The organism is Frondihabitans sp. GW821-FHT04F02 (genome assembly GCF_059420045.1).
On the sequence record NZ_JBWKSZ010000002.1, the window covers coordinates 587,889 to 611,915 of the forward strand.

General features: G+C 71.2%; 26 protein-coding genes. 11 read left to right on the forward strand and 15 right to left on the reverse strand.

The window, feature by feature from the left end:
* Positions 1 to 6: 6 nt before the first annotated feature.
* On the reverse strand, positions 7 to 642 hold the full coding sequence (locus AC07TY_RS07855) for a PadR family transcriptional regulator (RefSeq protein ID WP_494784927.1): 636 nt from the start codon (positions 640 to 642) through the stop codon (positions 7 to 9).
* A 163-nt stretch (positions 643 to 805) separates the two neighbouring features.
* Here AC07TY_RS07855 and AC07TY_RS07860 point away from each other — a divergent pair, with 163 nt between their 5' ends.
* Positions 806 to 1,837, forward strand: coding sequence for an alpha/beta fold hydrolase (locus AC07TY_RS07860; RefSeq protein ID WP_494784928.1), 1,032 nt, complete (start codon positions 806 to 808; stop codon positions 1,835 to 1,837).
* Here the strand turns inward: AC07TY_RS07860 and AC07TY_RS07865 are convergent.
* Genes AC07TY_RS07865 through AC07TY_RS07875 form a run of 3 tightly spaced genes read right to left on the reverse strand, consistent with a single transcriptional unit; the run spans position 1,834 to position 3,624 of the window.
* Positions 1,834 to 2,448, reverse strand: coding sequence for a hypothetical protein (locus AC07TY_RS07865; RefSeq protein WP_494784929.1), 615 nt, complete (start codon positions 2,446 to 2,448; stop codon positions 1,834 to 1,836). The genes AC07TY_RS07860 and AC07TY_RS07865 overlap by 4 nt on opposite strands.
* A 5-nt stretch (positions 2,449 to 2,453) precedes the next feature.
* On the reverse strand, positions 2,454 to 2,729 hold the full coding sequence (locus tag AC07TY_RS07870) for a hypothetical protein (RefSeq protein ID WP_233579887.1): 276 nt from the start codon (positions 2,727 to 2,729) through the stop codon (positions 2,454 to 2,456).
* Between the two features lie 37 nt (positions 2,730 to 2,766).
* Positions 2,767 to 3,624: an HpcH/HpaI aldolase/citrate lyase family protein gene (locus tag AC07TY_RS07875; protein WP_488624541.1), complete on the reverse strand. Its 858-nt coding sequence runs from the start codon at positions 3,622 to 3,624 to the stop codon at positions 2,767 to 2,769.
* 204 nt (positions 3,625 to 3,828) lie between these two features.
* On the opposite strand from AC07TY_RS07875, the gene AC07TY_RS07880 reads away from it, so the two are divergent.
* On the forward strand, positions 3,829 to 5,409 hold the full coding sequence (locus AC07TY_RS07880) for a YrzE family protein (protein ID WP_494784930.1): 1,581 nt from the start codon (positions 3,829 to 3,831) through the stop codon (positions 5,407 to 5,409).
* 37 nt (positions 5,410 to 5,446) lie between these two features.
* Here the strand turns inward: AC07TY_RS07880 and AC07TY_RS07885 are convergent, their stop codons facing one another.
* Positions 5,447 to 6,028 (reverse strand): hypothetical protein, encoded by a 582-nt coding sequence (locus AC07TY_RS07885; protein WP_494784931.1) that lies wholly within the window; start codon positions 6,026 to 6,028, stop codon positions 5,447 to 5,449.
* Positions 6,029 to 6,043: 15 nt separating this feature from the next.
* Positions 6,044 to 6,247 carry a hypothetical protein gene (locus tag AC07TY_RS07890; protein ID WP_148061149.1) on the reverse strand — a complete coding sequence of 68 codons (204 nt, stop codon included), beginning with the start codon at positions 6,245 to 6,247 and terminating at the stop codon, positions 6,044 to 6,046.
* Between the two features lie 320 nt (positions 6,248 to 6,567).
* Here AC07TY_RS07890 and AC07TY_RS07895 point away from each other — a divergent pair, with 320 nt between their 5' ends.
* From AC07TY_RS07895 to AC07TY_RS07905, 3 genes are read left to right on the forward strand one after another with little or no spacing between them, the layout of a single operon-like run.
* The gene (locus AC07TY_RS07895) at positions 6,568 to 7,377 is read left to right on the forward strand and encodes a hypothetical protein (RefSeq protein ID WP_494784932.1); all 810 of its coding nucleotides are present in this window, start codon (positions 6,568 to 6,570) and stop codon (positions 7,375 to 7,377) included.
* Between the two features lie 40 nt (positions 7,378 to 7,417).
* A complete protein-coding gene (locus AC07TY_RS07900) occupies positions 7,418 to 8,209 on the forward strand; it encodes a S53 family peptidase (protein WP_494785049.1) in 792 nt (263 codons plus the stop codon).
* Between the two features lie 49 nt (positions 8,210 to 8,258).
* Complete coding sequence (locus tag AC07TY_RS07905; RefSeq protein WP_494784933.1) at positions 8,259 to 9,626, forward strand: glucose-6-phosphate dehydrogenase; 1,368 nt, start codon at positions 8,259 to 8,261, stop codon at positions 9,624 to 9,626.
* A 22-nt stretch (positions 9,627 to 9,648) separates the two neighbouring features.
* Here AC07TY_RS07905 and AC07TY_RS07910 read toward each other — a convergent pair whose 3' ends face one another.
* Positions 9,649 to 10,446, reverse strand: a complete 798-nt coding sequence (locus AC07TY_RS07910) for a nucleotidyltransferase domain-containing protein (protein ID WP_494784934.1) — start codon at positions 10,444 to 10,446, stop codon at positions 9,649 to 9,651.
* Between the two features lie 120 nt (positions 10,447 to 10,566).
* Here AC07TY_RS07910 and AC07TY_RS07915 point away from each other — a divergent pair, with 120 nt between their 5' ends.
* Entirely contained in the window at positions 10,567 to 11,280 is a 714-nt protein-coding gene (locus AC07TY_RS07915) for an SDR family oxidoreductase (RefSeq protein WP_123505281.1), read from the forward strand.
* A 2-nt stretch (positions 11,281 to 11,282) separates the two neighbouring features.
* On the forward strand, positions 11,283 to 11,894 hold the full coding sequence (locus AC07TY_RS07920; RefSeq protein ID WP_123505280.1) for an RBBP9/YdeN family alpha/beta hydrolase: 612 nt from the start codon (positions 11,283 to 11,285) through the stop codon (positions 11,892 to 11,894).
* 72 nt (positions 11,895 to 11,966) lie between these two features.
* Here AC07TY_RS07920 and AC07TY_RS07925 read toward each other — a convergent pair whose 3' ends face one another.
* The gene (locus tag AC07TY_RS07925; protein ID WP_494785050.1) at positions 11,967 to 13,868 is read right to left on the reverse strand and encodes an APC family permease; all 1,902 of its coding nucleotides are present in this window, start codon (positions 13,866 to 13,868) and stop codon (positions 11,967 to 11,969) included.
* 127 nt (positions 13,869 to 13,995) lie between these two features.
* A complete protein-coding gene (locus AC07TY_RS07930) occupies positions 13,996 to 14,592 on the reverse strand; it encodes a DNA-3-methyladenine glycosylase I (protein ID WP_494784935.1) in 597 nt (198 codons plus the stop codon).
* A gap of 53 nt (positions 14,593 to 14,645) precedes the next feature.
* Here AC07TY_RS07930 and AC07TY_RS07935 point away from each other — a divergent pair, with 53 nt between their 5' ends.
* Entirely contained in the window at positions 14,646 to 15,605 is a 960-nt protein-coding gene (locus tag AC07TY_RS07935; protein ID WP_123505278.1) for an amidohydrolase family protein, read from the forward strand.
* An 18-nt stretch (positions 15,606 to 15,623) separates the two neighbouring features.
* On the opposite strand, the gene AC07TY_RS07940 is transcribed toward AC07TY_RS07935, so the two are convergent.
* Complete coding sequence (locus AC07TY_RS07940) at positions 15,624 to 15,905, reverse strand: acylphosphatase (protein ID WP_494784936.1); 282 nt, start codon at positions 15,903 to 15,905, stop codon at positions 15,624 to 15,626.
* A 142-nt stretch (positions 15,906 to 16,047) separates the two neighbouring features.
* Between AC07TY_RS07940 and AC07TY_RS07945 the strand changes: the two genes are divergently transcribed.
* Positions 16,048 to 16,314: a hypothetical protein gene (locus AC07TY_RS07945; RefSeq protein ID WP_123505276.1), complete on the forward strand. Its 267-nt coding sequence runs from the start codon at positions 16,048 to 16,050 to the stop codon at positions 16,312 to 16,314.
* A 99-nt stretch (positions 16,315 to 16,413) separates the two neighbouring features.
* On the opposite strand, the gene AC07TY_RS07950 is transcribed toward AC07TY_RS07945, so the two are convergent.
* The gene (locus tag AC07TY_RS07950; protein ID WP_494784937.1) at positions 16,414 to 17,859 is read right to left on the reverse strand and encodes a hypothetical protein; all 1,446 of its coding nucleotides are present in this window, start codon (positions 17,857 to 17,859) and stop codon (positions 16,414 to 16,416) included.
* A gap of 92 nt (positions 17,860 to 17,951) precedes the next feature.
* Positions 17,952 to 18,089 (reverse strand): hypothetical protein, encoded by a 138-nt coding sequence (locus AC07TY_RS07955; protein WP_488624531.1) that lies wholly within the window; start codon positions 18,087 to 18,089, stop codon positions 17,952 to 17,954.
* A 139-nt stretch (positions 18,090 to 18,228) separates the two neighbouring features.
* On the opposite strand from AC07TY_RS07955, the gene AC07TY_RS07960 reads away from it, so the two are divergent.
* Positions 18,229 to 18,645, forward strand: coding sequence for a DNA glycosylase AlkZ-like family protein (locus tag AC07TY_RS07960; protein WP_494784938.1), 417 nt, complete (start codon positions 18,229 to 18,231; stop codon positions 18,643 to 18,645).
* Between the two features lie 128 nt (positions 18,646 to 18,773).
* Here AC07TY_RS07960 and AC07TY_RS07965 read toward each other — a convergent pair whose 3' ends face one another.
* Positions 18,774 to 20,855 (reverse strand): MMPL family transporter, encoded by a 2,082-nt coding sequence (locus AC07TY_RS07965; RefSeq protein ID WP_494784939.1) that lies wholly within the window; start codon positions 20,853 to 20,855, stop codon positions 18,774 to 18,776.
* A gap of 83 nt (positions 20,856 to 20,938) precedes the next feature.
* On the opposite strand from AC07TY_RS07965, the gene AC07TY_RS07970 reads away from it, so the two are divergent.
* A complete protein-coding gene (locus AC07TY_RS07970; protein ID WP_494784940.1) occupies positions 20,939 to 21,424 on the forward strand; it encodes a MarR family winged helix-turn-helix transcriptional regulator in 486 nt (161 codons plus the stop codon).
* A 32-nt stretch (positions 21,425 to 21,456) separates the two neighbouring features.
* Here the strand turns inward: AC07TY_RS07970 and AC07TY_RS07975 are convergent, their stop codons facing one another.
* Together AC07TY_RS07975 and AC07TY_RS07980 are read right to left on the reverse strand one after the other, a co-directional pair.
* Positions 21,457 to 22,935: a GH32 C-terminal domain-containing protein gene (locus AC07TY_RS07975; RefSeq protein ID WP_494784941.1), complete on the reverse strand. Its 1,479-nt coding sequence runs from the start codon at positions 22,933 to 22,935 to the stop codon at positions 21,457 to 21,459.
* Positions 22,932 to 23,933, reverse strand: coding sequence for a LacI family DNA-binding transcriptional regulator (locus AC07TY_RS07980; protein ID WP_488624526.1), 1,002 nt, complete (start codon positions 23,931 to 23,933; stop codon positions 22,932 to 22,934). The genes AC07TY_RS07975 and AC07TY_RS07980 overlap by 4 nt, the downstream gene beginning before the upstream one ends.
* Positions 23,934 to 24,027: the final 94 nt, after the last annotated feature.

A 24,027-nucleotide genomic window follows, 5' to 3' on the forward strand; every position in this document is an offset into this window, starting at 1 on the left:
ACGGAGCTAGTCGGCCAGAATCGTATAGAGCGCCCGGCGCAGCTCGTCGAGCTTGTCCTTGCCGGCGCTGCGCTGCTCGGGGGTGGCGTCGAAGGCGAACTGCTTGATGACGCCGGCGAGCTTGATGGCCGAGCCGATGAACTCGTCGTGGCGGGGGTCGGCCTCGGTGGCCTCGCCCCACGCCTTGGCGATCTCGTCGCCGTGCTCGGCGACGTAGGCGGTGCCTTCGTCGGTGAGCTGGTACATCGACTGACGGCCCTCGCCGGTGACGGCGATGAGGCCCTCGTCGACGAGCTGCTGCAGGGTCGGGTAGACCGAGCCCGGGCTGGGACGCCAGGCGCCTTCGGTGCGCTCGGCGATGGACTTCATCAGTCCGTAGCCGTTCGCGGGGGCGTCACCGAGGAGCGACAGGATCGCGAGCCGGACGTCGCCCTTGCGAGCGCGGCCGCGGCCGCCGCGGCCCGGGCCGAAGCCCATGCCGGGGCCGCCGAACGGGAAGCCGGGGCCCATGGCGCCGGCTGCGGCACCGAAGCCGCTCATGCCGGGGCCGAAGCCGCGGCCGCGGCCTCGGAAGGGACCGAACTCGGGACGCTCGTGGTGGGTACGGGTTGTGTCTTTCTCAAAGAAATCGTGCGTGTTCATGGAGTACTTCTTTCGATAGGTGCAGAGGGCGACGCTGTCGGGCTCTGCAAGTTCGGTGGACCGCTGGGCTTTCCTACCCGGCGATAGCTCAAAGATATATCGTGATAGTTCGTTAAGCAAGCCCCGACTGAAACTTTCTTCCAGGCGCTGGCAGACTGGCCCGATGGTCAAGGGATCCGACACCACCGTCAGCGTCACGCGCGTCCAAGCCGGCGACGTCTACGTGCGCGTGTCGTCGATCGGCGACAAGGGGGTCCGGCCGTTCGTGCTGGTCCCGGGAATCGGCGTCGCGAGCAACTACTTCGAGAGGCTCGCCCCGAACCTGAACGAGTTCGGCCCTGTCTACGCGGTCGACCTTCCGGGCTTCGCGGGCGTTCCGCACCCGGAAGACGCCATGACGATCCGCCAGTACGCCGACCTCGTCGGAAAGGTCATCGACGAGCTCGAGCTCGTCGATCCGGTGATCGTGGGCCACTCCATGGGCACGCAGGTGGTGACCGATCTCGTCGCGAGGCGTCCTGAGATCTCGACCGTCGTCCTGATCGGGCCGGTCATCAACCCGGCTGAGCGCGTCCTCCTCAAGCAGGGCCTCCGATTCGCCCAGGCCGCTGTCCACGAGCCCGGCCGCGTGAAGGCGCTCGCGTTCTCGGCCTACCTGTTCTGCGGCGTGAAGTGGTTCTCGCGGATCCTGCCGAAGATGATGACATTCCCGATGGAGCGCGCGCTCCCGCACGTGAAGGCCGACACGCTCGTGATCCGCGGCGAGTTCGACGCGGTCGCTCCGAGCGACTGGGTGCGCCGGGTCGGCGAGCTCCTGCCGTCGTCGCGTCTGTGGGAGATCCCCGGGGCCGCCCACTCGGTCATGTACGCCCACGCTGAGGAGGTCGCGAAGCTGTGCGTGGAGCACGCCGAGCAGCCCATCGAGTACGACGAGGGCGGCGTGCTCCGGGTGTTCCGTCACGAGGGCGAAGGCGAGGCCGGCGAGATGTTCGATCCCTCGGCCGCCGACGTCGTCGCGTCGGTCCGAGGCCGGGTGCGCGAGTCGATCGGCATGGTGACCGGCGACGACGATCTGATCGCCGAGGGCAAGACGGAGCACGGCGAGGCGATGCAGCGCGCGCACGCTCGCGCCGAGGGCGACCACGAGGCAGAGGGCGGCGCGAAGGACGCCGCCGGGGCGGGGGAGCCCGCCTAGCGGTAGTTGCCCGGCCAGTCGAAGGCCGGAGCGGGCTGCGCGCGGGTTCCTGCCGCGTGGATGACGAGGTCGATGTCGTCGAGGTTCCGCAGCACGATCGACGAGGGATCGCCGACCCGCCGATGGCCGTCGACGAACACCGTCAGGATCTCGCCGATGTCGCGGCCCTCGGAGCCGATGTGGCGGGCGTCGAGCCGGACGTCCCACTCGGTGAAGAACTGACCGAGGGTGAAGTCGCGGCGCTCGGGCGACTCGACGTGGATGATGCCCGACGTGTCGTGCGTGTGGAGCGACGTCGCGTAGCCGTGGCTCTCGTCGAGCCCGATCTGCGCGGCGACGGCCTGGGGCACGCCGTCGACGGTGATCGTGAGGTGCGTGTGGACGTGCTCGGCCAGCTTCGCGCCGTAGACGTTCGGCAGGTTGGCGGCGGCGCTGAATTTTTGCTGGCGATCACCCGTCGGGGCCGGCCACGGCGGCGAGCTTGCTGCCCCGTGCGACAGCTGCGTCGACGTGGCCCGGTCGTGCGTGACGCCGATGGCGGCGACGATGCCGACCACCGCGAGGATCACGAGCAGGAACTCGAGGCGGTACCGCGGGCGGGCCGATGACACTCCGATCAGCTCCCCACGACGAGCGGGACGAGGAGTCCGGCGATCCACGCCGCGAAGAAGACGGCCACTCCGACGAACAGGAAGGCGAAGCGGCGGCGCGACGGGTGGCCCGGGCCAGAGCCCCAGATCGCTGCGCGCTGCATCACCCGGTGCGCCTCGTAGACGACCTTGTCGACGGCCGGCTCGCTCCGGTCGAGCGTGCCGTCGCGGTCGAGGGCGACGATGCGCTCGGCCTCGTCGAGCGTCATGCGGGTGACGCTGCGGCGGGGGCGGGAGGGCATGGGTCAAGCGTGCCACCTGCGGGGCTCGCTGGGGCGCCTAGTTCGGCTGCACTCCGAAGGCACGCGCGAGCCGGTCGATCTTCTGGGCGCGGCCGAGGCGGGGCAGGTCGCTGCCGTCGCGGATGATCCGGCCCCGACCCTCGAAGTCGGCGAGGAAGTCGCGGGCCCACGCCGTGTCGGACGGCGTCGGCGAGATCACCTCGTTGATGACCGGGAGCTGGTCGACGTCGAGGCACAGCTTGCCCGTCAGGCCGAGGTTGACCGCGATGGTCGACTGCTCGCGGAGCACGCCGTGGCTCGAGCCGACCGTGGGGCCGTCGATGGGGCCGGGCAGGTTGCCGATGCGCGAGGCCACGACGAGGCGGGAGCGCGGGTAGGCCATGGCCATGTCGTCGGCGCTGGTGCCGGTGTCACGGCGGTAGTCGCCCGAGCCGAACGCCAGGCGGAACGCGCCGCGCGCGCTGGCGATGCTCGGCGAGAGCTCGATGCCGAGGGCCGACTCGACCAGCGCCAGCACCGGTGTGACGCCGTGCAGGCGGTCGAAGGTCTCGGTGACGTGCTCGCCGGCCTCGGTCTTGGCGAGCATCACGCCCTGCAGGCCGGGGAGCCCGACGAGGGCGTCGACGTCGTCCGACCAGAAGTCGCTCGACCGGTCGTTGATCCGCACCCAGGCGCGACCGCCGTTCGACAGCCAGGCGACCACGTCGTCGCGGGCGGCCGGCTTGCGCTTCGGGTCGACGGCGTCCTCGATGTCGAGCACGATCTGGTCGGCGCGCGACGAGCCGGCGGAATCGAACGACTCCGGCCGCGTTCCCGGCACGAGCAGCCAGGAGCGGGCGATCTCGGGGTCGGGGCGCGAGCGGCCCGTCGCGGGCTGCGAAGTGGTGTCGGTCATGGTGCCTCGTCGTTCGTCGTCGATCGGTGCCCCCACGCTAGCGGGCGGCGGCGGCATCGGCCGGTTCGTGACGCGGGCGCGCGGGAACGGGCCAGCGGCGGCCTGGGACGGCGCCGGCGCGGGTTCGGCGGCAGGCGGCGGGGGAGAGCGGCGGGCGGGGCGGGGCGGGGTAGCGTCCCCGGAGACCGATCACGAGGAGCGATCATGACGGATCCGAACACGCCGGCCGGCGCCCCGCACGGCGAGGCCGAAGAGCAGAGCAGGACAGCGCTGGGCGGTGCCCCTTCGCAGGACGATGCCTCCGCGCAGGACGGTGCCCTCGCGCAGGAACGTAGCGCCGACCCCGACGACACGTCCTTCGCCGCGCCCGCCCCCGCGTGGACCGCCACCCGCGCCCCGGAGGCCTCCGCCGAGACGGAGCGGCCCGCCGCCGAGCAGTCGGCAGCCGAGGCGGAGTCCGAGCCCGTCGGTCCGAGCCAGTCGGAGCCCGCCGGCGAGCAGCCCGCGTCCGAGCAGCCGGTGGATGAACCGGTGCACGCTGCCGAGCAGCCCGTCGACGAGCCCGCCCGTTCCGCCGATGAGCCCGTTTCCGAGCCCATCGCCGTCGGCTCCGCGCCCGGCCCGGAGCCGGACTCGTCGCCGGAGCCGGCCGCAGCCGAGCGAGCCTCGACGCCCGAGCCTGCCTCGACGCCCGAGCCCACCTCGACCCGCGAGCCCGCCTCGACGCCTGAGCCGGACGCCGCTCCCGCGGCGCCGAGCGTGCCGCCGCTCGCGCAGCCGACGTCGGCGGTTCCCGCCGCAGCCTCGGCCACCGGCGCGCTGCACGACGACAGCGCGCTCCGGGCCGCCGAGGCGGCCCGCTCGGGGGAGGCCGGAGTTCCTGCGCCCGCATCATCGGCATCCGCCCCCGCAGGCGCCGATGCGAACGACGACCTCGACGACACGCGCATCACGGCGCCGAACGGCGCCCGCGCCTCGTCGTGGACCCCGCCGCCCGCGCCCGTCTCGCCGTCGGAGGGCGCCGCTCCCGCGCCGGTGACGACGCCGACGCCGTACGCGCCGCCGACCCAGACGGTTCCGGCCGTGACCAGCACCACGCCGATCTCGAGCCTCGGCACCTCGCCGGCCGAGAGCCTCGGGTTCGCCGACGGGATCGCCTCGGACGACGACTTCACCCCCGAGGAGCTCGCGCAGCGGCGCGCGTTCCACGGCGAGATGGTGTTCCGGCAGAAGCAGGAGTTCTCGGGCTTCAACTTCGGCGCCGCGTTCTTCGGATGGCTCGCCGCGACGGGCCTGGCAGTCCTGCTCGGCGGGATCGCCGGCGGCATCGCGCAGGCCTCGGGCTTCGTGCAGAAGCCGCTCCTCGACGGAAGCGTCGACACGATCTCGTCGTCGGGCACGACCCTGAGCGTCCAGACGCTGCAGATCGTCGCGCTCGGGATCGCGCTGTTCGTGATGCTGATCTCGTACTTCGTCGGCGGTTTCGTCGCAGCGCGGATGGCCCGGTTCTCGGGCATCAAGCAGGGCTTCGCGGTGTGGCTGTGGGGCGTGTTCCTCGCCATCATCTTCTCGGTCGTGGCCGTCGTGATCGGCAGCCAGAACTCGATGATCGCCGACTACCGCGACCAGCTCGGGCCGCTGACCATCGACGACTTCATCACCGTGCCGGCACTGATCGTCGAGGGTCTCATCATCGTGCTGTCGATCGGCGGCGCCCTGCTGGGCGGCCTGACCGGCACCGTGTTCCACCGCCGGGTCGACCGGTTCGGCATCGAAGAGGTCTGACGCCCGCAGGGCTGGATCAGACGGACAGGACTACGGACTAGAGGTACGTGATGCTGGCGGGTGCGTCGAGGCCCGCCAGCAGGTGCACGTGCGCCTGCCACAGGTCGTCGAACAGCAGCTCGCGGAAGATGTGCTGGTCGTACGTCTGAGCGGCGTCGCCCGTCTCGAACGGCTCGCCGACCCGTGTGCCCACATGCACGGACACGACGTGCGAGCTCGGCGTCGTCGTCCGCGGCAGGCTCGTGTCGCGGCCGCTGGCCGCGTCGGCGACGGCGCGCTCGGCCGACCCGCGGATCAGGTCGCGGTGCGAGTGCAGCAGGAAGGCCGCGTCGCGCATCCAGGTCTCGAGCCGGGCCAGCTCGGCGGAGTCGAATGCGTCGGCGGGGAACGACGTGGCCGAGAAGATCCCGATCTCAGGAAGCGTCTCCCACTCGAGCAGGAGCCTCGTGAAGGTCCCCGCGCGCGGCATCAGGAGAAGGCGGCTCGACTCGGCCGTCGCGGTGTAGTGGAGATCGGGCTCGACCAGGAGGCCGTCGATGTCGATCGCGGCGCCGAAGGCCGCATCGGGCAGCGACAGCCCGACCGTCAGGTCGCGCCAGAGCGGGGTGGCCGCCGTCACGCTGAGCCCCCCACGTCAGGCCCGCAGGATCGCAGGCAGCACGAACACGGCGAAGATCAGGAAGGCCGCCGAAGCCCCGAACACGATCCACGTGGTGGCGGGAAGGCTCGCCTGACCCGCGTCGGCCCGCTTCTGCAGGCGGCGGTGGCGCGCGACGCTCTGCACCACGATGAGGAGCACGATGCAGGCGACGAGGAGCGAGACGATCAGGACGGTCACGCCGACCATTGTCCCAGGTGTCGCCTGCGGGAAGCACCGGGATCGAGGCGGCTCACCCCAGATCGGGAGGCATTCCGAGACAAAAGACACCCGTGGCACCGAGGAGTTCGCTATGGTGTCCAAGCGACTCGGCTGGTTACCGGGCGCCCAGCGTCGATGGGGACGGTGCGCTCGTCCTTCTCCTGATCCGAGTGGCGGCCGCGCCGAGCATTCCCTTCGACCTCCGTGTGCCCTCGGCTTCGTGCCGGGGGCACACGTGCGTCCGGAGGCCTTTCGTCCATCCCGGCTGCCATGTCGGTGGCTCGGAGTACACCGGACCCATGACCGACGCGACCGATCCACTCGCCCACCTCGACCTCGTCACCCTGCCCGGCAGTGAGCGCGCCCCCGCGCCCGGCGTCCAGCCGGCGGCCGCGACCCTCGACGACTCCGCGGTCGTCGAGGCCACGCTCATCCTGCGGCGGGCGAACCCCGTCGATCCCGCTGTCGTCGAGGCCGGCGCCGTCGATCGAGACGCGTACCTGCGCGACCACGGCGCCGCCCCGGCCGACGTCGACCTGCTGCGAAGCACCCTCGGGTCGCTCGGCGTCACGGTCATCGCCGTCGATGCGGCGAGCCGACGGGCCCGGGTCTCGGGCAGTGTGCGGGTGATGTCGGCCGTCTTCGGCACGTCGCTCGACGAGGTCGCGAGCGAGGCGCCGGTCGCGGGTGATGGCCCGGTCGCGGGTGACGGCCCGGCCGGAGCTGACGCGCCGGTCACGGGCGACGCCGGGCCAGACAGCGCCTCGCCTCGCGCCGTCCACCGGCACCGCACCGGAACGCTCAGCGTTCCGAGCGCCCTCGACGGCGTCGTCACCGCCGTCCTCGGGCTGGACGACCGCCCCCAGGCGCGCGCAGTTTCGAGTAGCCCCCGCGACGGCGGGGGCCGCCTCCTTCATGCCCGTCGAGCTCGGCGAGCTCTACGCGTTCCCGGCGGGCACCGACGGCGAGGGCCAGACCATCGCCATCGTCGAGCTCGGCGGCGGCTTCGGGCGGGCCGATCTCGACGCGTACTTCGGCGGGCTGGGCATCGCGACGCCGTCCGTGACTGCGGTCGGCGTCGACGGCGGCTCCAACGCGCCGGGCGCTGACCCGTCGGGCGCCGACGGCGAGGTGCTGCTCGACATCGAGGTGGTCGGCGCGCTGGCGCCCGAGGCCGCGATAGTCGTCTACTTCGCGCCCAACACCGATGACGGCTTCGTCGACGCTGTCGCGACGGCGGCGCACGCGACGCCGACTCCGGCGGCGATCAGCATCAGCTGGGGTCAGAGCGAAGACCGCTGGACCGCACAGGCGCGCTCGTCGTTCGACGACGCCCTCGTCGATGCGGCCGCGCTCGGAGTCACGGTCACGGCTGCGGCGGGCGACAACGGCTCGAGCGACGGGCAGACCGACGGCGCCGACCACGTCGACTTCCCCGCGTCGAGCCCGAACGTGCTCGCGTGCGGGGGCACGAGCGTGAGAGCGATCGGCGGCGCCATCGCCGCCGAGACCGTCTGGAACAACGGCGCCGGCCGCGGCGCCACCGGCGGCGGGGTCAGCCGTGCCTTCGCGCGGCCCGGCTACCAGTCGTCGAGCGGCGTGCCCGCGTCGACCCAGCCCGGCGGCGGCCGCGGCGTCCCCGACGTCTCGGGCAACGCCGACCCGGCCACGGGCTACGAGGTGCTGGTCGACGGCACGCGGTCGGTCCTCGGCGGCACCAGCGCCGTGGCTCCGCTGTGGGCGGCGCTGGCCGCGAGGCTCACGCAGGCGCTCGGGGCACCGCTCGGGCTCGCCCAGCCGAAGCTGTACGCAGCGGCCTCCGCGTTCCGCGACGTGACCGAGGGCGACAACGGCAGCTTCTCGGCCGGTCCGGGGTGGGACGCCTGCACCGGCCTCGGGTCGCCGAACGGCGAGGCGCTCCTCGCGGCACTCCGCGGCTGAGACGGGTCTCCCCGGGCGCCGGTCGTCCTGCACGTCTAGCATCCGAGGCATGGCCCCCTCGAAGACCTCGACCCTCCTCATCCTCGGCGCCTCGGGCGACCTCGCTGCACGGCTCCTCATGCCCGGCCTCGGGACGCTCCTGACGCACGACCGCGACCGCCGCGTGCAGCTGATCGGCTCGGGTGTCGAAGACCTCAGCCCCGAGGAGTGGAAGCAGCGGGTCGCTGAATCCTTCGCGAGCGAGGGGGCGAAGGGGGCCGCCGTGCAGGCGGCGCTGCGCTCGACGACGTACATCAAGGCGGATGTCACTTCGGAGGAGGGGCTGGCGGGGCTGCTGAGTTCCTGCGCCTCACCGCCCGCGATCTACTTCGCCCTCCCGCCGGCGATCACCGAGAAGGCCTGCGCGGCGCTCCAGAAGATGGGGGTGCCCGAGGGCACGTCGCTCGCGCTCGAGAAGCCGTTCGGCACCGACGAGCGGTCGGCGAAGAAGCTGAACGCGCAGCTGCTGAAGATCGTGCCCGAGAACCGGATCCACCGGGTCGATCACTTCCTCGGCCGGTCGACGGTGCTGAATCTGCTGGGACTCCGGTTCGCGAACCGCCTGATCGAGCCGATGCTGTCGAGCCGCGATGTCGAGAGCATCGAGATCGTCTACGACGAGCAGCTCGGCCTCGAGAACCGCGCGCGCTACTACGACCACGCCGGGGCGCTCGTCGACATGATCCAGAGCCACCTGCTGCAGGTGATGGCCGTCCTCGTGATGGAGGCGCCCGCCACTCTCGGGGCGGCCGACGTGCGCGACCAGAAGCAGCTCGTGCTCCGGGCCACGCACCTGTGGAACGACGACGCGACCACCAGCCGCCGAGCGCGGTACGGCACGGGCACGATCGAGGGGCGCAAGCTGCCCGCCTACAAGAAGGAGCCCGGGGTCGACCCCGATCTCGGGACGGAGACGCTCGCCGAGATGACTGTCGAGGTGCGCAACATGCGGTGGGCCGGCGTGCCGATCCTGCTGCGCTCGGGCAAGGCCCTCCTGACTCACCGGCGCGAGATCATGATCACGTTCAAGGCGCCGACGCATGTGCCGCCGGAGTTCCACACCCGCACCACCGCCGATCGCCTCCGCATCGCGATCTCGCCCGACACCATGAGCCTCGAGCTGAACGTCAACGGGCCCGGCGACCCCTACACGATCGACCGTGCCAGCCTCGAGGTCGACTTCGGCGAGGGCGACCTGCCGGCCTACGGCGAGGTGCTGCAGGGGATCCTCGACGGCGACGCGGCCCTGTCGGTGCGTGGCGACGCGGCGGTCGAGGGCTGGCGGATCGTCGAGCCGGTGCTCAAGGCCTGGCGCGCCGGGAAGGTGCCGCTCGACGAGTACCCGGCGGGCACCGACGGGCCGAGGAGCTGGCGCTGAGCGGCGCCGCGCCGGAGCCGCGTCAGCCCTGGTAGCGCTCGAGCACGCGGCGGAAGAATGCGTCGGAGGCCGTCTGCTTGACGACCGACGGCACCAGCTCGGCGGTCTCGTACAGCTCGGTGGCGCGCTCGAACTCGCCGGTGATGAAAGCGGCGACGGCTCCGGGCGGGCGGCCGACCCCGAGTTCCCGCGTCGTGCGCTTCTTCTCGAGCAGCTCGGCGGTCTCGGCCAGCACGTCGGCGGGCGGGTCGCTCTCGGCGAGCAGGGTCGGGAGATCCATCGGCGCCACAGCCGAGTCGGGGTTCGACACGAGCCACCGCAGGGTCGTCGCGGCGCGGAGCGAGTAGAAGATGCGCTTCAGCTTCATCGGGGCGTCGGTGTCGGGCCAGTGGTTGATGCCGGTGTGCAGGTAGTGGCGCCCGGTCAGCGCGCGGTCGGCCACCTCGGAGGCCAGGTGCAGGAACTCCTCCCGGAACCACTCGTCGCCCCGGTACACGATCGGCGACCTCAGCCATTCGACGACCACCGCGTTTCCGCGGGCCAGGAGCCGCACGGCCTTGGCGAGGTCCCAGCCGTTCACGTCGAAGACCTCGTCGAGCGGCGTCTCGATCACGTCGCGCTCGGGCCAGAGCGACAGGTAGCGGTCGCGACCGCGCACGAAGAAGAACCGGCAGTCGTAGTCGCTGTCGGGTGAGGGGAAGCCCCACGCCCGGCTGCCGCTCTCGATGGCCCAGGGCACGACGACGTCGTGGTCGGCGATGACCGCGTCGAGTCGGGAGTCGATCTCGGAGACGACGTCGAGGTCGAGGGAATCGGGCATGCTGCGCATCCGTGCACGCTACCGGAGGCGGGTCCTCGACACGCGACGGGTGGCGCCGAGTTGCCTTCAGATGGCAGGAACTCCCGGCCGCCGCCCCTCCCGGCCCGCCAGAATGGAGCCATGACCACGACGCCCCGCCCCATCGCCCTCGTTACCGGTGCCTCGCGCGGAATCGGGCGCGCCATCGCCGTCGACCTCGGCCGCACCCACCACGTCATCGTGCAGGGCCGCGATCAGGGGGCTCTCGACGCCCTGGCCGCCGAGCTGCCGTCGGCCACGACCTGGGCGGCCGAGCTGACCGGCGACGGTGCGCTCGACGGATTCCTGGCCGCCGGGCCTGACGGTTCGCTCACGACGCTCGACGTGCTGGTGCACTCGGCCGGTGTCATCGGCGGGTCGACCGTCGAGGCCACGTCGCGCGACGAGTGGCGCCGAGTGCTCGAGGTGAACGTCGTGGCCGTCGCCGAGATCACGCGTGTCGCCCTCCCCGCCCTCCGTGCGGCACGGGGCACCGTCATCGTCATCAACTCGGGTGCGGGATTCACCTCTCGGGGCGACGGCGGCGTCTACGCCGCCAGCAAGTTCGCCGTCCGGGCCTTCGCCGACGCCCTCCGACAGGAGGAGCGCGCCCACGGCGTCCGCGTGAGCTCGGTCCACCCCGGGCAGGTCGACACCGACATGCAGCGCGAGATCCAGGATTCCAGGGGCAACGCCTACCAGGCCGACAAGTACCTCGGGGCGAGCGACATCGCGGATGCCGTCCGCATGGTCGTCGACCTGCCGCCGCGGGCCGTCGCGGAGGTCGTCTCCGTCCGCCCCCTGGCGCTCGGCTGACGATGGACGTCCCGACGCCCTCGAGCTTCCTGATCCTCCACGGCTATGAGAACCATCGGCCGCCCGGGCACTGGCAGCGGTATCTCGCGGAAGAGCTCACAGTCCGCGGACACGACGTCCGCTACCCGCAGCTGCCGGATCCCGACGCCCCCGACGAAGCCGCCTGGCTCGAGGTCGCGCTCGCGAACCTGGCGACGCTCACCGAGGGGCCGGTCACGGTCGTCGCCCACAGCGCCTCAGCGGTGATGTGGCTCCGGGCCTGTTCGCGAGCGGATGCCGAAGGCATAGAGGTGCCCCGGGTGGCTCGCGTGGCGGTGGTCTCGCCGCCCGAGGCCGACGTCATGCTCGCGATCCCCGCGGTGGCGGCGTTCGCCTGGCGACCGACGGGCGAGCCGCTCGACCTCCGCGCCGACGAGGCGCTCGTCGTGATCGGCGGCGGCGACGAGTTCGCGCCGCACGGCGCGGCCGGGATCGCCCCGCACGTGGCGGCCCCTGTGGTCGAGGTTCCGGGCGCGGGTCACATCACGCCGTCCTCCGGCTACGGCGAGTGGCCGGCGATGCTCGACTGGTGCCTCGGCCTGCCCGCCTTCCATCCCTCGCACTCACCCGGCTGAGGAGTCGCTGGTTGCTCAGCCAGACCCCGGCGAGAGCAAGCAGCGACCCCTCACTACCGCTAGATCGAGCATTCAGCTCACGTGCACGTCGGGGCGACGAGAGCGCTCCTTCTCCGCGCGCCGCAGCACCTCGCGGGTCACGGGCGCCACCTCGCCGACGCCGGTCACCAGGAAGCGCAGCATGTTCGAGATCGGGCTGCCTTCGGTCCACTCGAAGTAGATGTCGGGCACGACGCCCGTCACATCGCGGATCTCGAGCAGGATCGTCGCGATCGTGTTCGGCACGTTGCCGCTGCGGACCTTCAGCACGCGGTACCCGTGCACCGAGTACCCGCACACCTCGAGGTCCTCCTCGAAGTTGGAGGAGTCGTCGGGGTAGACCTCGAGGAACATGATCGGCGACCGCATGGGAATGCCGCTGGCCTTGCGCTCGTCGGCGAGCTTGGTCTTGTACTCGAGCCGTGAGCCGTCGTCGGGCTCGTTCGACACGATGCGGACGGCTCCGTACTCGTCGGCGTCCTCCTGCACGAATGCCAGGGCGGCGGCGTCGAGCGAGACCGAGGTGGCCCGGAGCTGGAACGAGCGGCGCACGCGCGACAGGATCGAGACGACGACGATCCCGGCGATGAAGAGGGCCGCGATGCGCACGCCCTCGGGGCGCTCGATCACGTTCAGCACCGTCGTGTAGCCGAAGACGGCGACTGCGACGCCGAAGCCGATGGTGCGCTTCAGCTGGCGCTTGTGCAGGGCGGACAGGAAGACGGCGACCGAGGCCGACGTGATGAGCACGAGCACGCCGGTCGCGTAGGCGCCGCCCTGCGCGTCGACGTTCGCGTCGAAGGCGAGAGTGATGATGAAGGCGATGGCGGTGAAGACCAGCACGAGCGGGCGGACCGCGGCGGCCCAGTGCGGGGCCATGCCGTAGCGGGGCAGGTAGCGCGGAACCAGGTTGAGGAGGCCGGCCAGGGCCGAGGCGCCGGCGAACCAGAGGATCGTGATGGTCGAGATGTCGTAGACCGTGCCGAATCCATTGCCCAGGAACTGGTGGGCGAGGTAGGCCAGCGCCCGTCCGTTGGCCTGTCCGCCCGCCTGGAACTCCTTCTGCGGGATCAGCAGCGTGGTCGCGATGCTCGACGTGATCAGGAAGCAGCTCATGACGATCGCGGCCGTGGCCAGCAGGCGCTTGGCGCCGCGGATGCGGCCGAGCGGACGCCCGGGGGTGTCGTCCTTGTCGCCGGTGATCTGAGGCATGACGGCGACCCCGGTCTCGAAGCCGGAGAGACCCAGTGCGAGCTTGGGGAACACCAGCAGCGAGATCCCGACGATGGCGAGCGGATTGGAGTGCTGGGTGGCGAGCGCCTGCCACCAGTTCCCAATCACCTGGGTGTTCTCGCCGACGTGCACGAAGGCGACGACGATGACGACGGCGTTCAGCACCAGGTAGAGGCCGACCAGCACGACCGCGATCCCGATCGCCTCCTTGAAGCCGCGGAGGAAGACGACGGCGAGCAACGCGATCAGGAAGAGCGTGAGCGGTACCTGCGCCCCGTGGAACCAGCCGGGCGCGTACGGGTTCTCGATCGCATGGGCCGTCGCGTCGGCCGCCGACAGGGTGACCGTGATCATGAAGTCGGTGGCCGCGAAGCCGAGCAGGATCAGCACGAACAGCTTGCCGCCCCACCACGGCAGCAGCCGTTCGAGCATCGCGATCGAGCCGGAGCCCTTGAAGCTCTCGCGGGCGACCCGGCGGTAGACGGGGAGCGCGCCGAGCAGGGTCAGAAGAACGAGCACGATGGTCGCGAACGGCGACAGCAGGCCAGCGGCGACGGCCGCGATCGCGGGCTGGTAGCCCAGCGTCGAGAAGTAGTCGACGCCGGTGAGGCACATGACGCGCCACCACGAGTGCGTCTTCTCGGGTGCCTCGGCGTGGGGGCCGGGGTGGACCCCGGAGCGGTCGCTCAGGCCGTCGAGCATCCAGGCCCGGAGGGAGTTCCTGCGCAGGGCCTTGATCTGACCCTGCTCGAGGGCGTCTGTCTGACCGGTTCGGTCGGTGGTGGTCACGGTGCAGTTCTACTCGCCGAAAGTGAATCCGGAGGGGAGGCTAGGCCCAGACGCCCGAGGTTCCGCGTCGGTGGCTGCCCAGCAGGTGGGTGTCGACGATGCCCGTCGCCTCCATCAGCGCGAACATCGTGGTCGGGCCGACGAAGCGGAAGCCCTTCTTCTTCAGGGCCTTCGACAGGGCGACCGACTCGGGCGACGTCGTCGGGATGTCGGCGAGGGTCAGGGGCTCGGGCGTGACCTCGGGACGGAACGACCACACGAGGTCGACGAGCCCGCCCTCGTCGCGGAGCGCGATCGCGGCCCGGGCGTTGTCGATGGTGGCGTCGACCTTGAGCCGGTTGCGCACGATGCCGGCGTCGGCCATCAGCCGTGCGCGGTCGTCGTCGTCGAAGGCCGCGACGACCTCGGGGTCGAAGTCGCGGAACGCCGCACGGAAGTTCTCGCGCTTCTTCAGGATCGTCGCCCACGAGAGGCCCGACTGGAACGCCTCGAGGCTCAGCCGCTCGAACAGGCCGCGCTCGTCGCGCACGGGCATGCCCCACTCGGTGTCGTAGTAGGCCTGGAGCACGGGGTCGGTCGAGGCCCAGATCGGGCGGGAGAGGCCGTCGGGGCCGACGACGAGGGGTTCCGGGGGCATACTCCAAGCCTAGGAGGGGCCTCCGACGTTCCTGCGCCCGGTATTCTGGGGCAATGCGTCTGGCGAGTGTCCCCGAGACGACTGCGCCTCTCACGAGTGCTGTCAGGCCTGCGTCGACGCGGGTCGACCTGCACCAGCACCTGCTGCCGGTCGAGTTCCTCGACGCTCTCCGCTCGCGCTCGGCTCTGCCGCGCATCGTCGACGACTGGACCCTGCTGACCGAGGGCGAGTCGCCCTACTCGGTGAACCCGACGGCGCACGACGTCGAGAGCCGCCGCTTCCGCGAGCTGGCCGAGGGCAAGGGCGACGTGCTTCTGTCGCTGCCGGGCAACCTCCGCGTCGAGGAGCTCCCGTTCGACGACGCCCGCGAGCTCATCGCCGTCTGGCACCGGTCGGCGCTCGAGCTCGGCGAGCCGTTCCGCGTCTGGGCGGCCACCCCGATGAACGAGTTCGACCTCGACGGCGTCGCCGCGATCCTCGCCCACGACCGGGTCGTCGGGCTGCAGGTGCCCGCGACCAGCCTGGCGTCGGCGGCCGATCTCGAGCGCCTCGAGCCGGTCTTCTCGATCGTCGAGCGCGCAGGCAAGCCCGTGCTCTTCCACCCGCGCCACGTCGTCGCGGCCCCGAACCACGGTGTCGCCACAAGCGACACCCTGCCGCGGGCCGAGCAGCTCAAGACCGCCTGGAACACCTGGGCCGACGGCGGCCGCGACCGGCACCCCGCCCTGCGCGTGGCGTTCATCGCGCTAGCCGGGCTCGCGCCGCTGGCGCACGCCGCAGCCTCGGCACGGGGCGGACGCGTGCCGAAGAGCGATCCCAACGTCTTCTACGAGACCAGCGCCTACGACGAGCGCGCGATCGACGCGATGGCGCGCATCGTCGGCGTCGCTCCGCTCGTGCACGGCTCCGACCGGCCGTTCCGCCAGCCCCGCGACCCCGAGCTCGGCCGCCGCTTCAACCACGCCGTCTTCTCGCAGAACCCGCGCGCGCTCCTCGCCGGCCCGCCCTCGTAGGTGCCCCGGGCGCAGGAACTAGCGGGCCGTCGTGAACCCGCCCTCGCCCCGCACCGGCACGTCGCCCACCTCCACGCCGTCGACGCGTGCGGCGGCCGGCCCGCCGTCCCGAACCCACGTGAGCAGCTCAGCCACCCGGTCGGGCGTGCCCTCCGCCTCGATCTCGACGCGGCCGTCCTCGCGGTTGCGCACGAACCCCGCCACCCCGATGCGGTTCGCCTCGTGCTCGGTCCAGTAGCGGAATCCGACGCCCTGGACGACGCCGTCGACCAGCAGGCGGCGGCGGATGAGGTCGGTCACGCCTGCACCCTACCCACGCGGAGCACGGAGCGTCCTCCGATGCGTGCCGCGTAAGCTCACCGCCAGTGGGTGCTCGACGAGCACCTTGACACACGGGGGCCGCGACGGAGCGGCCCCGACCTTCGAATGAAGGAGTCGCACCATGTCCGACACCGCTTCCATCCGTCTCCCGCGCACCGCTTCGGTCCGCACCCGTCCGGCCAAGGCGGCTCGCGCCGCTCGTCCGGCTCGCACCATGGCCTCGCCCCGCGCGGCCTACCCCGCCGGCACGTACGTCGTGGTCGACGCGGAGTACGCGGCACGCCCCGCCGGCACCTTCACCGGTGCTCCTGCGGTCGGCCGCGCCGACGGCACGTTCGTGTCGGTCGATGCGCTCGGCGCTCGCGGCGCCGGGTCGTACGTCGACTGAGCTCGCACCCTTCGGCGTTCGCGACGACGGAGATCCTCGACCCGACCCCGGCCGATCGGCGTCGGGGGAGGCCGGCGGCGAGGATCTCCGTCGCGCGGCCTACGGGCGGCGTCGCGTTCGGACCCTCGCGGCGACCATGAGGGCGACGCCCGCGGCGAGCAGCAGCCCCCCGGCGGCGAACGGCAGCTCCGGGGCCGAGCCGGTCATGGCCAGTTCAGCCGGGTCGTCTGCGGCACCCGCGATGACCGGGGTGGGCGAGGGGGCCGGAGAGCCTGAGACCGGAGGCGCGGGCGGGGCCGGCGGGGCAGGCGCCGCGGGCTGGGCCAGCGGTGTCGCGAGGGCGCCCGATGTCGTGGGCGTCGTGAACTCGATCGGCTGGTCGTCAGCCCCGTCGACGACGATCGTGTACGGCTGGCCGGGCAGCAGCTCGGCCGTGAATCCGCCGTCGGCGTCGGTCGTCGTGGTGGCGGTCGGCGCGTCGTCGCCGTCGCGGGTGATCACGATCGGGGTGTCGGCCGCAGGCTCCCCGGTGGGCGTGACGATGGTGGCGGTGACCTCGACCGGCGGGATCGTGAAGTCGAAGTCCAGGCCGGGGGTGTCGGCGTCGAGCGTGTCGAACGTGATCGGATCGGCGGCCGCTGCCTGCGGGGGAGTGGCCACGGAGACCGTGTATCCGCTCGTCGAGACCAGGCCGGGCACGCTCCAGGTGCCGTCGCCCGCCGTCGTGGTCGTCGCGACCGCCGTGCCGGAGGCGTCGCGGATCGTCAGCTTCGCGCCGCCGTACGCGGCACCGTTCACGCGGACGGCGCCGGACGCAGCGAACGTCTTCGTGGCGAACCAGGTCTGGTAGACGGGGAAGCCCGAGCGCCACTGGTAGGTGATCGTCAGGGTCTCGAGGGGCACGGACGGGCTGAACCAGCCCGAGGCGCCCTCGGTGTCGGTGGCCGTGGCGTTTCCGGTGAGCGTGGCCGTAGCCGGGTCCCAGGTCGGGAGGTCGTGGGCCTTGGAGGTGTCGCACGAGGGCCCGCCCGCGCGGTCGCAGTAGTTGTAGGCGCCCTGGAACCCGAGCGCGTCGACCGGGACGGCGTCGCCGTTCACATCGGTCGCGGTGATGGTGGCGCCATCGGCATCGATGTCCCCGACGACGAACGACCAGCCCGAGGCGGGGGTCGGACTCGCGAACGTGTAGGTGGTGACCGCGGGCGACGCGGCGTTGTTCGCGTTCGGTCGCTGGTTCAGGTAGGGCTTGCCGCGGCTGGTGCCGTAGACCTCGCCCACCGGGGTCGCGTTCGCCTGCCACGTGGACACGCCGCTCGGGGTCGTGGCCGCGCTCGACGTGCTCGTGAAGGTCGTCTCGGGGAAGCCGCCCGGGAGAGACATCGTGCCGGTGTACGCCTTGCTGGAGCCGGCCACGGTGAAGGTGCCCCACGCGCCGGCCTCGGCCGCGTTGGCCGGGGCGGCGCTCACGAGGGCGAGCGCCCCGACCGCGGCGGCGGCGACCACCACGGCACCGACGCGAGAACGAATGGACGAGACGGTGATCATGGCGTGCGCCTTCCCCTGGCAACAGTGACTCTGCGGGGTGAGCCTAAATCACACCCGCCACATCTGTCACCCGGGGGTGTACCCCGTTGCCGCTACCTCTTCTTGACCTTCGAGACGACGTCCTCGTTGAACGAGGTCTTGGCCGCCTTCTCCTTCTTGTCGAGGCGCTTCTCCTTGAGGGAGCGGGCGGCGGGTTTCGCGGTGTCCTTGCGGGCGGATTTGTCGGCCATGGTGGTGCCTCCGTTCAGAACCTGTGCGGTTCCGTGGCCCCCGAGGCTACGGCGCTTGCAGCGCGTTCCGACCCGGGGCAGGCGGATTGGCAGGTTCACGGCCGAGCGCCCGGTCGGCGGCCAGTGACAAGCTGTGGCCATGACCGAGGTCGCTCGACGCCGCCTGCGCGCTCAGGGTGTCGCCGGGCGCGGATTCTCGCGCGTCCCCGAGGCGGCGTCGGGCTTGCTGGCCCTCCAGGCGCAGGATCTCCATGCGGTCAAATGGGCCCTGGCGCTCCGCTCGACCGGTTCGCTCGCCGACGTCGATGCGGCCCTCGACTCGGGCGCCGTCGTGCGCTCCTGGCCGATGCGCGGCACCCTCATGTTCGCCGCCCGCGACGACCTGCGCTGGCTCACCGAGCTGCTCGCGCGGCCTCGCTCGGCGGCGTGGCCGTCGACGGCGGCGACCTCGAGCCCCCGGGTGGCACGGCGTCGCCGGTTCGTCGCGGCGACGTGCGGCTGCTCGGGGCGTTCGACGAGTTCCTGCTCGGGTACGCCGATCGCACGGCCTCGCTGAGGCCGGAGCACTTCGCCCGGGTCGTGGCCGGGGTCGAGCGGCGGGCGGCCGAGTACGCCCGGTACCTCGGGCGAGAGCTCGACCTGTCAGTCGGCGCCGCCTGACGTCGATCGGCGTCCGTCCGCCTCTCAGCGCATGTGCGCCCCGTGGTGCGGCCGCGACGGCCACCAGAACGCGTTGCCGGTGACGAAGACGAGCGCGGGCACGAGCACGGTCCGCACCACGAGGGTGTCGAGCAGCACGCCGATGCAGACGATGATCCCGACCTGGGTCAGGGCGACGACCGGCAGCACTCCGAGCACGGCGAAGACGGCGGCCAGCAGCACGCCGGCGCTCGTGATCACGGCCCCGGTCGACGAGAGGGCGCGGATCATCCCGGGGCGGGTGCCGTGCAGGGCGGACTCCTCGCGCGCCCGCGTCGTCAGGAAGATGTTGTAGTCGACGCCGAGCGCCACCAGGAAGAGGAATGCGAACAGCGTCACCGACGAGTCGAGCGCGTCGAAGCCGAAGACGTGCGTGAACAGGAACGTCGAGGCGCCGAGGCTGGCGAAGAACGTGGCCAGGACGCTCGCGATCAGGAGGATCGGGGCGACGAGCGACCGCAGGAGCAGGAGCAGCACCACGAAGACGATGGCCAGGATGATCGGGATGACGAGGTCCTGGTCGTGGTTCGCGGCGTTCTGGGTGTCGAGGGCGGTCGCGTCGGTCCCGCCGACGAGAGTCTGCGCCAGAGAGCCGTCGCCGTCGGCATAGCCGTCGCGCAGCCGCTCGATGGTGCGGAACGCGGCGTCGCTCTCGGGCTCGGCCGTGAGCGAGACGCTGATCTCGGTGCGTCCGGCGTGGGCGTCGCCCGCCGTCGCGCTCGAGACGCCGGTCGTGCCCTTCGCCAGCTCCGTGGCGTGATCGGCGACCGAGGTCGGAGCGAGGACGGTCGTGCGGCTGGTCAGGCCCGCCGAGAACGAGCGGTCGATGACCTTCTGCGCTGTCACGCTGGCCGGGTCGCCGAGCAGCTGCGCCGTCTGCGAGAGGCCGACGGCGTATCCCGACAGTCCGAGCGCCAGGACTCCGAGGCCGACGACGGCCACGACGGAGACGACGACGGGTCGATGCGAGACGCGGGTGCCGAGGCCGGCCCAGAATCCGCGCGGAGTATCGCCCGTCTCGGGAGTCGTGTCGGCGACGCGGGGGATGAACGGCCAGAACAGGCGACGTCCGCAGATCACCAGGGCCGCGGGGAGGGCGATGAGGGCGAACAGGATCGCGACGACCACGCCGACGGCGCAGGCGAAGCCGAGAGCGCGGTTGGTCGACAGGGTGGCGAGCAGCAGGGTCAGGAGGCTGAGCGCCACCGTCCCGCCGCTGGCGGCGATGGCCGGCCCCGCGCTCGTCACGGCAGTGCGCATGGCGGCGAAGCGGTCGGGGGTGCGCGTGAGCTCCTCGCGGTACCGGGCGACGAGCAGGAGGGCGTAGTTGGTGCCCGCCCCGAAGACGAGGACCGACAGGATGCCCGAGATCGAGGCGTCGACGGTGAGGCCGAGCGGCTCGGCGAAGGCGTTGACGACCACGCCGGCGAGCCCGTCGGCAGTGCCGACGACGGCGAGCGGCACGATCCAGAGCACCGGGCTGCGGTAGGTGATGATCAGGAGGGCGGCGACCACCAGCACCGTCACGAGAAGCAGCCGGAAGTCGGCGCCGGCGAACGAATTGCTGACGTCGTCCTGGAACCCCACCGGGCCGGTGAGCTGAGCCGTCAGGCCGGACGGGAGCGACTTGGCGGCCGCGGTGCGGAGGTCGGCCGCGGTCGTGCCGACGTCGTCGGACGACGAGACGGGCACCGCGACCAGGGCTGCCGAGCCGTCGTCGCTGAACTGCGGGCGGACGGCCTCGGGCGTGGTCGAGAGCGTCGCGAGGGCGGTGGCGCGCTCGGCGATCGCGGTGCGGTCGGCAGCGGTCAGATCGTCGCCGCCGCGGTCGTAGACCACGATTCCGACGGTCGTGTCGGCGGAGGGGAACGCCGCGAGCAGGGCCGACACCTTCGCCGACTCGGCGCTGGAGGGCAGGCCCGACGGCGGGTACGAGTCGGAGGCCGGCTTCGGCAGGAAGGCGAAGAGCAGGGCGACGGCGATGGCGGTCAGCCCCAGGACGAGCCAGGAGCTGCGGCGGGAGCGGAAGGCGGCGGAGAAACGGCGAATGATGAGATCCTTCAGCAAATCGATGTCTTAGTCACTGAGAAGTCTAGATGCTAAGAGTTCTACTCCGTTCCGCTAGATTCTGCAACGAGGAGGTTCTCCCGATGAACCCGAGCACACGACCCGACTCCGGTCGGCGCGCCGAGATCGTCATGCGCCTGCAGGTGCTCATGACCGAGTCGCGTCACGTCGCCACCGCGTTCTCGACACAGCACGGACTCTCGTCGAGCGACCTCGACGCACTCCTCTACGTGATGCACCAGCAGGACGCCGGCTCGCCGGCCACGCCCGGCGGCATCGCCGAGGCGCTCGACCTGACCTCCGGGGCGGCGACCGGCATCATCGACCGGCTCGCCAAGGCGGGGCACGTCGTGAGAACGCGCGATGAGCAGGATCGGCGGATCGTGCGCGTCCATTTCGCCGAGCCCGCCCGCGACGTGGCACGCGGCTTCTTCGCCCCGCTCGGACGCCTCACCGACGACGTCATGGCCGGCTACTCGCCCGACGAGCTCGACGCGGTGACGCGGTTCCTGGGCGAGATGGGCGACGCGATGCGCGAGCACGGGCGCGGGGGAGCGGCGGCGGGGTAGTTCCTGCGCCGGGCTACCGTCTCGGCCACCGGTCAGCGATCCCGGTGTCTGATCTCCGCCTTCCGCACCGTGAAGCCGCCATCCTGTGCGAACAATCCGACTCGGCCGTCGGTCCGGTCGTACAGACGCGTGCTCAGGGCGACCCCGCCATCGATTACGGCGACGCAGATGTCATGGTCGAAGTGGACCTCCAGTCGGTGCGTGCCTGCCGGGAGTGCGACTGATCTCTCGAGCTCGACCGCGTGGGGAACGTCGCCGAGCACCTGCCACTGCTCGTCGCCGGTTCGTCCTCGCGGCCATCGATCCAGGACCATCCTGTTCCGCTGCGGTTCGAGACGAAGCGCGTAGCCCTCTTCGCCGTCGTCGGAGGATCGCAGCAGGACCCCGCATGACTGAGAGCCAGGCGCGATGTCGATCTCGACGGCGAAGATGCTGTCGGGCTCGAGGACGGGGCCGAGCCAGGCGGAGAATCGATCACGCGCGCCAGCTCCGACTCGAGGATCTGCGCCATTCGCAGCAGTGAACTGCTCCGTGACATCGATGTCCGCGCCGTAGGCGTCTTTCACCGCGTCGGGAAGGTCGAAGGCCAACGATCCGTCGGAGCGCTGATGCGCCTGGAGGATGGACATCGTGCCCGCCCACTGCCACGCGCCGTCATCTCGCTCGCCCTGCTTGGAGGCGATCCATCCGACGAAGAAGCGGTTTCCGCTGAGCTCCACGGTCTTGGCCGCGTAGAAGGCTCGGCCGTCGATGGTGTCATCCGCTGGGGCATGCCAGGGGCCGTCCGGAGTAGCCGAGACGCGATAGCGGGTGCAGAACGAATCCGTGAACTCCGAGTACACGAGGTACCACCAGTCGCCCCACTGGAAGACATCTGGACACTCCTGTGTGATGAAGCGGTGGGGCTCCCATGCGGTCCCGGCGTCGCGCCAGGTCACGAGGTCGTCCGATTCGAGACGGGCTACGACACCCGAGCGGCGGAACGGCTTGTCGATACGGCGAGCGGCCATCAGCATCTGCCAGGGTCCGCCCTCGGACGGGCGGAAGACGAACGGGTCTCGCCAGTCCTGAGGTGCGTACTCGGGCCCTGCGGGCAGATCCCAGTCGGGGTGCTTCGTCCACTGCGTGAGATCGCCCTGCGAGGTGGCGTGGCAGACGACCTGCGCATCTCCATCGGTCCCGTCTCGACTCACCCTGATGCGAGGGTTGTGTCCCGTGTAGAACAAGTGGAAGAGACCGTCAGAGTCGCGTACGACACTGCCGGTATAGCAGTCGAAGTCGGCAGCATCGGGCCCGCCCGAGGGCAGGATGACTCCCCGGTCGACGAATTCGACGAAGTCCGTCGTCGTGACTGCGGCCCAGGGCATGCCGAACGGCCGCTCCAGCGGGGGTTCGGAGGGTCGTTCGTCGAGGAGGTAGAAGAGCCATGCGGTGTCGCCGACGGCGAACGGAATGACGTCTCCGACCCACGCGGACGGCGGACGGAAATGCGTCGATGGGCGATTGCTCACTCGAATCCTCTTGTAGGGGGTGCTGACAGGGATTGCCGGGGGATGAATCTGCACGACACGATGTGCCGCACAGGTGCCCTGCCTTCGAGCAGGAGCATCGCCGCCTCGAAGCCCATGCGCTCGTGAGGCAGCGCGACAGTCGTCAACGACGGATGCATCTGATCGGCGAGGTCGGGCTGGTCGTCGAATCCGACGATGCTGATGTCTCGAGGGCAGCTGAGGCCGCGCGCCTGTGCGGCCATCATGGCGCCCACGGCCATGCGGTCGTTGCCGCAGACGAACACGCTCGGATGGCCCTCCTCGAGGGCAGACGTGGCAAGCTCGTACCCGGATCCGACCTGGTAGTTGCCGTACTCGAAGCGGATGCCGGAGGGATCAACTCCCGCTTCCGCAGCGGCGTCGAAGAGCCCGCGGACGCGTTCCCGGCAGGCGAAATCATCCTCGGGGCCGCCCAGGAAGACCACATCGCGATGGCCTGACTCGAACACCGCCATGGCGGCGTCGCGGCCTCCCCGGTACTCGTCAGCGAGCACGACGGCGGCCGTGGTGTCCGTCTCGGGGAAGCAGTTGACGAAGACGACCCGGGTTCCATCCGGGACGTCGATGGGATAGACGATCTCGGGGCCGGGCGCTGCGTAGATGAGGCCGGCGACACCCTGGCGCACGAGGTTCTCGACCGCGGCCTTGCCCCCGTCGGGCGTCTGCTCGGTCTCGACGACGAAGCAGACGTAGCCCGCGTCCTGCACTGCTCGTTGGATTCCTGTGATGATCCGACCGGCGTAGGGCTGGGAGACGACTCTGTCGGCTATCACGCCGACCGTGTAAGACCGATTCGAGCGCAACGCCTGCGCGGCACGGTTGGGCTGGAAGTCAAGATCTTTCGCGGCCTGGATGACGCGCACGCGGGTCTCGTCGGCCACCGACACATCGCGCCGATCGTTCAAGACGAACGAGACCGTGGGCTGGGATACGCCGGCGGCCCGAGCGACGTCTTTCATTGTCACGCGCCTGGCCGGCTCGGGTGCTTCACGGCTTGCCATCTGGGCCTCCTTGTCTGTCTCATCATGGCAGAGACAAATACGTATTGCCTAG

Excerpts from the sequence above, each read along its gene's own strand:
- AC07TY_RS07910 (WP_494784934.1), bottom strand. The coding sequence starts at position 10,446 with ATGCCCGATTCCCTCGACCTCGACGTCGTCTCCGAGATCGACTCCCGA.
- AC07TY_RS07945 (WP_123505276.1), top strand. The coding sequence starts at position 16,048 with ATGTCCGACACCGCTTCCATCCGTCTCCCGCGCACCGCTTCGGTCCGC.
- AC07TY_RS07905 (WP_494784933.1), top strand. The coding sequence starts at position 8,259 with ATGGCCCCCTCGAAGACCTCGACCCTCCTCATCCTCGGCGCCTCGGGC.
- AC07TY_RS07970 (WP_494784940.1), top strand. The coding sequence starts at position 20,939 with ATGAACCCGAGCACACGACCCGACTCCGGTCGGCGCGCCGAGATCGTC.
- AC07TY_RS07860 (WP_494784928.1), top strand. The coding sequence starts at position 806 with ATGGTCAAGGGATCCGACACCACCGTCAGCGTCACGCGCGTCCAAGCC.
- AC07TY_RS07880 (WP_494784930.1), top strand. The coding sequence starts at position 3,829 with ATGACGGATCCGAACACGCCGGCCGGCGCCCCGCACGGCGAGGCCGAA.
- AC07TY_RS07895 (WP_494784932.1), top strand. The coding sequence starts at position 6,568 with ATGACCGACGCGACCGATCCACTCGCCCACCTCGACCTCGTCACCCTG.
- AC07TY_RS07930 (WP_494784935.1), bottom strand. The coding sequence starts at position 14,592 with ATGCCCCCGGAACCCCTCGTCGTCGGCCCCGACGGCCTCTCCCGCCCG.
- AC07TY_RS07875 (WP_488624541.1), bottom strand. The coding sequence starts at position 3,624 with ATGACCGACACCACTTCGCAGCCCGCGACGGGCCGCTCGCGCCCCGAC.
- AC07TY_RS07870 (WP_233579887.1), bottom strand. The coding sequence starts at position 2,729 with ATGCCCTCCCGCCCCCGCCGCAGCGTCACCCGCATGACGCTCGACGAG.
- AC07TY_RS07955 (WP_488624531.1), bottom strand. The coding sequence starts at position 18,089 with ATGGCCGACAAATCCGCCCGCAAGGACACCGCGAAACCCGCCGCCCGC.
- AC07TY_RS07920 (WP_123505280.1), top strand. The coding sequence starts at position 11,283 with ATGGACGTCCCGACGCCCTCGAGCTTCCTGATCCTCCACGGCTATGAG.
- AC07TY_RS07950 (WP_494784937.1), bottom strand. The coding sequence starts at position 17,859 with ATGATCACCGTCTCGTCCATTCGTTCTCGCGTCGGTGCCGTGGTGGTC.
- AC07TY_RS07915 (WP_123505281.1), top strand. The coding sequence starts at position 10,567 with ATGACCACGACGCCCCGCCCCATCGCCCTCGTTACCGGTGCCTCGCGC.
- AC07TY_RS07960 (WP_494784938.1), top strand. The coding sequence starts at position 18,229 with ATGACCGAGGTCGCTCGACGCCGCCTGCGCGCTCAGGGTGTCGCCGGG.
- AC07TY_RS07935 (WP_123505278.1), top strand. The coding sequence starts at position 14,646 with ATGCGTCTGGCGAGTGTCCCCGAGACGACTGCGCCTCTCACGAGTGCT.
- AC07TY_RS07855 (WP_494784927.1), bottom strand. The coding sequence starts at position 642 with ATGAACACGCACGATTTCTTTGAGAAAGACACAACCCGTACCCACCAC.
- AC07TY_RS07980 (WP_488624526.1), bottom strand. The coding sequence starts at position 23,933 with ATGAAAGACGTCGCTCGGGCCGCCGGCGTATCCCAGCCCACGGTCTCG.
- AC07TY_RS07925 (WP_494785050.1), bottom strand. The coding sequence starts at position 13,868 with ATGCTCGACGGCCTGAGCGACCGCTCCGGGGTCCACCCCGGCCCCCAC.